The sequence below is a fragment of the Moorena sp. SIO3H5 genome (assembly GCF_010692395.1).
In the GTDB taxonomy this organism is placed as follows: Bacteria; Cyanobacteriota; Cyanobacteriia; order Cyanobacteriales; family Coleofasciculaceae; genus Moorena.
In genome coordinates this window covers 1-3,045 of record NZ_JAAHHS010000629.1, presented here as the reverse complement: position 1 = coordinate 3,045, position 3,045 = coordinate 1, and the positions used below count along the sequence as shown (strand labels likewise).

The window sequence follows — 3,045 nt, the reverse complement described above, 5'->3', positions numbered from 1 at the left end:
GAAAGGTATTAAACATCTCTTAGAGGTATCACCATGACCAACAAAATCTATGCCTTTTGCCTTTTGCCTTTTGCCTTTTGCCTTTTGCCTTGTCAACACCCACGGTTTATGAGACTTATGCAAGAGGTCTATTTACAAGCGTCTGCGAATCGCTTCAACAATGTTTCGGGTTCGGTGAAGATTCATTAACAAAGCTAGGGTCAATTTTACCGGTAAAAATGCCCAACTGAATGCTAACATCAAGGGGTTGGGCTGCATCGAAGCATAGGAGTAACCATGCTTGAGCATGTTAGTATAGGTTACTTGCTGGCAAATATGAATCTCTGTCACAGAAAGTCCCCCACGCCGCCATTTTCCCGTGGTATTGGGGTCAATTCCCCGACGTTTTGGTGTGATTTGCTTATGGGATGAGACACCGCCCTCATTTTGAGGAACGTCCAACATTTGTGATTGGAACTCCAGACCTAGAAACTGGCACATTTCTGCCACGGTCTGCTCTGGATTTGTTACCAAATCTTCAAATCTCACCGTACGACATCGGGGATGATTGGCAAATTTTTCAGCAGCGTTAATCGAGGCATTCCAAAGTTTTGAGATGGTAAAGGGATGATAATTGCACCAAGACCGGAAGGCTTCTCGATAGGGAATATTCTTGGCACCCAGGAATTTGATTCGCCACTTATATTTTTGTGACAGCAGTACGTCTCGGGGGTCACGAACCATATTAATAATCCGGCTTTCGGGATAAAGTTCCAGGATTTCAGCCATGTATAAAACATTGCGCGGAGTTTGTTCACAAGGAATCTTCTTACCGTTTTTGGCAGCTTTGTATCCCAGAAATACCTTAAAGACATCCCCAGAGGTGAGCTTTTGCTCCGGAAACTGGGCAATAATTGCTTTGGCTTCTTCACTAAAGTGACTTGGATCTCCTGGACGCAAAACATCACTATGCTGAATTGATAGGAGGCGAGCGGCTAGCTGTTCTGCTTCTACCTGAGTCAGGTAAGAGTCCCGATGCTCCTCGGACCATAACTGCCCAAAAAAATGGAGTTCCTCAAAGGTGAAAACCTCTGAATTTAATCCCAAGATTAGACCCATCAGAGTAGTTCCACTACGGGAGTTTCCCACTACAAATATCTGTTCCACTCTCGGTTGATGATCAATCATGATGGGCTGATGGGGTGATAGGTTGATAGGGTGATAGGGTGATGGGGGAATTGCTAACAGTATGATCAGTATATCAGCAGTAAGGATTCACCATAGCAAAAAAATCATTGTCTTTCTTTTATATTGTTCTCTTTTGCCTTTTTCCTTTTTCCTTAAAAAGTGGTGCGTTACGGGGCTACTGGCTACGAAGTTGAATATGATGGTAAGGCGCGCCCCTAACGCACCCTACTCCTGTTCCCTTTTGCCTCTTGCCTCTTGCCTCTTGCCTTTTGCCTTTTGCCTTTTGCCTCTTGCCTTTTGCCTACTCCCTACTCCCTACTCCCTACTCCCTACTCCCTACTCCCTACTCCCTATTCTCTTGTTGAACACACCAGGAATTAACTACTAGTCCAGCCAGTAACCAAAAATAAAAACTAAAGGGTCGCAGTTTAAATGTCCGTTCCACAAAGGTGTAAAAGAAAGAAACAATAAGTATAGTACAAAGCATCACCCCAAGGGATTTGTATTCCAGGGATGAAGAGGATTTAATCAGAGATTGAGAGGTTTGGTAAAGCCGTAGTAATATAATCCAAAAAATCCCCAAACCAACAATTCCAAAATATCCGAGGAAGGCAAACCAGTAGGCATCTTCCAGGAGTTCCACATGCCAGGATAAATGCCGTTGTTCATCTGGGGAGAGAATCACGGAATTTTCTATTCCTCTTTGTAAGGCACCAGGCTCTGGACCAAAGCCAAACCAGCCTCCTGAATTCATTAAACCATTAACAATAGTCTTGGCTGCCCAACCCCGCTGAGCTTCTAAGTTGTGTTGCCAGTAATCTGGAGAAAAAATCGAGAAGAAATAAGAAGTCAGATCAGGTATTTCACCGTCTTCAGACACTGAAGCAGCTGATGTTTGAAGATTCAATAATGGAGAAATCAATACTACAGTTATCAAAAGTGCTGTAGAAAACCAGAGGATGAGGGCAGTATCTCTTTTTCTGTTAAGATGAACTAACACTAGAATAGGAATTAGTAGGGATATCATCAGTGCAGCTCGCTTTTTGGAAGCAAAGTTGGCGAAATAGAGCACTAAAATACTACCGGAGTCTTTGAAGGTGGGAATAAGATGACTAGAGTGGGTGTAGACATGGCTAATAAATACTGAAATCGCTAACATCAGGAATCCTGAAAGGATGGCACTGTCGCCAAAGGTGCCAATGCTAGCATTTTTGGCAGCCATTGTTGCCGAGTGGATGACTTGCCTGGTGAAGAGTTTCTGAGTGATGCTGGCCGGTAAGAAGTATTGGATGGAGGCTATACCTGCCTGGATTAAACTGGCTAGTCTAATACTTTTTAATAATAGGGAAAGCTGTTCGATAGAAATATCAATATTAACAACAGTATAGTAAACTGAGATATACCTAAAATTAGTGCGTAAGTTTTTAATGCTACCTGCAATTCCAGCATGATTAACAACAATGGAAATCATGCTACCAATAAAAAAGGCAATAATTAGAATATCTAGGGGGGTTTTTCGTATACCTTTACCAGAGGATAGCCGCAGATAAATTACCCTGACCATTAGGACGTAAAGGGTGATTTCGGGAACAAAACGTATTAATGAAATTAACGGTGATGGTAAGGGTAGCCAGTTGAGAAAAAAGTCTTCAAAGGGTTGGTAGATGGTGAGAGTTAAAATTATCGCAAATGGTAGCTGTCCTGTTTGCATCGCCCATCGATACCAGGCAATTATTTTGTTCATTTGGGAGTAGGGAGTAGGGAGTAGGAATTTTAAAGTTGAAAGTTAAAAGTTGGGAGTTGAAAGTTAGGAGTTAGGAGTTAGGAGTTAGGAGTTTTTATTTAGAAGTTAAAAGTTTTATAAATGCCTGTTAGTTA

The 3,045-nt window shown here is 42.2% G+C and carries 3 protein-coding genes; 1 reads left to right on the top strand and 2 read right to left on the bottom strand.

What is annotated here, in order from left to right:
• Positions 1–132: 132 nt before the first annotated feature.
• Positions 133–1,167, bottom strand: a complete 1,035-nt coding sequence (locus F6K52_RS34700; protein WP_293089517.1) for a sulfotransferase — start codon at positions 1,165–1,167, stop codon at positions 133–135.
• 196 nt (positions 1,168–1,363) lie between these two features.
• Here F6K52_RS34700 and F6K52_RS34695 point away from each other — a divergent pair, with 196 nt between their 5' ends.
• Entirely contained in the window at positions 1,364–1,555 is a 192-nt protein-coding gene (locus tag F6K52_RS34695) for a hypothetical protein (protein WP_293089516.1), read from the top strand.
• Here F6K52_RS34695 and F6K52_RS34690 read toward each other — a convergent pair.
• Positions 1,511–2,911 (bottom strand): hypothetical protein, encoded by a 1,401-nt coding sequence (locus tag F6K52_RS34690; RefSeq protein WP_293089515.1) that lies wholly within the window; start codon positions 2,909–2,911, stop codon positions 1,511–1,513. The genes F6K52_RS34695 and F6K52_RS34690 overlap by 45 nt on opposite strands.
• Between the last annotated feature and the right edge of the window lie 134 nt (positions 2,912–3,045).

Coding starts and splice junctions, on each gene's coding strand:
- F6K52_RS34690 (WP_293089515.1), bottom strand. CDS start 2,911: ATGAACAAAATAATTGCCTGGTATCGATGGGCGATGCAAACAGGACAG.
- F6K52_RS34695 (WP_293089516.1), top strand. CDS start 1,364: ATGATGGTAAGGCGCGCCCCTAACGCACCCTACTCCTGTTCCCTTTTG.
- F6K52_RS34700 (WP_293089517.1), bottom strand. CDS start 1,167: ATGATTGATCATCAACCGAGAGTGGAACAGATATTTGTAGTGGGAAAC.